The 863-nt window shown below is 41.0% G+C and carries 1 protein-coding gene and 1 pseudogene; both read right to left on the bottom strand.

Features of this window, described 5'->3' with window-relative positions:
- Positions 1 to 554 (bottom strand): annotated as a pseudogene (locus R5R67_RS19485) (phage tail protein); the annotation flags it as partial.
- Positions 547 to 863: hypothetical protein (locus tag R5R67_RS19480; RefSeq protein WP_057691621.1), on the bottom strand; the 317-nt coding region annotated here is incomplete at its 5' end. The gene R5R67_RS19480 and the pseudogene R5R67_RS19485, both read right to left, overlap by 8 nt.

Here is an 863-nt window from a genome sequence, read left to right as displayed (position 1 = left end):
TTAATTTTATAGTGACCACGACCAATACAACCAACAACATGCTCTACTTCGACATTGTTTTCATATACCTTGTAAGGCACAGTAATCAGATCAGGGGTATCGTGAGCGGCACCATAAATATCTGCGATACGACCATTTACGCGAGTTTTATTTTCACGGTTTGATAATTCGTTATTTGCAGACGAGGATTGATTGTTATTCTGGTTGGTTTGGGTAATTGAGGGCACAGGCATTAATAATGCAACAGCCACACCCATAACTATAGAAGCAACCGCTATCCAAGCTAGAGTTATGGGGTCTATACCCTTGGGATTCTCAATTACAATGAAAGTGCCTGGCAAGAAATCGAGCTGCTTTAATTCATATGCATTCTTCGGCGTGACTTCATTCGCAAATGAAATTTCTGCATGATCCATATTGCTTGTGGTATGAAAAATACGGACATGCTCAGGCATATGGTCATATTTTGAAGTAAGCCATTGACCCAAAGTTTCGGCGTGTTCAATTGTTTTGTCTTCGGATAAAGGGTCTTGTTTATAAATAATCTTAATCATAGAAACTCACACGATTAAATCCAAATGCTTGAACGACTTGAATTGGCATCCATGAAACGCCTGATTCCTGCAAATGCAAAATACGCCCCAAACGAAAAAGCCCCACATGTGGGGGCTTGTTTCGGTATCTAGAGTGAAAGGCGACTATGCAGCCTTCCTTGGGCATGGGCAATGGATTTAGTAACTTCAATCTTGATGGCAGAAATACCTTCTCTTTGACGGGCTTCATAAAAAACTCAAGCGCCTCTCCTCGATCAATATCATATAGATCCATTGCAGCTTCATGCGCGAAGTGAACACAGTTGTAGT

This window comes from Acinetobacter sp. OYA S30 (genome assembly GCF_033599315.1).
GTDB classification, from domain to species: domain Bacteria; phylum Pseudomonadota; class Gammaproteobacteria; order Pseudomonadales; family Moraxellaceae; genus Acinetobacter; species Acinetobacter baumannii.
Note: the sequence above shows the minus strand (reverse complement) of the source record. Positions and strands in the feature narration are given on the sequence as shown.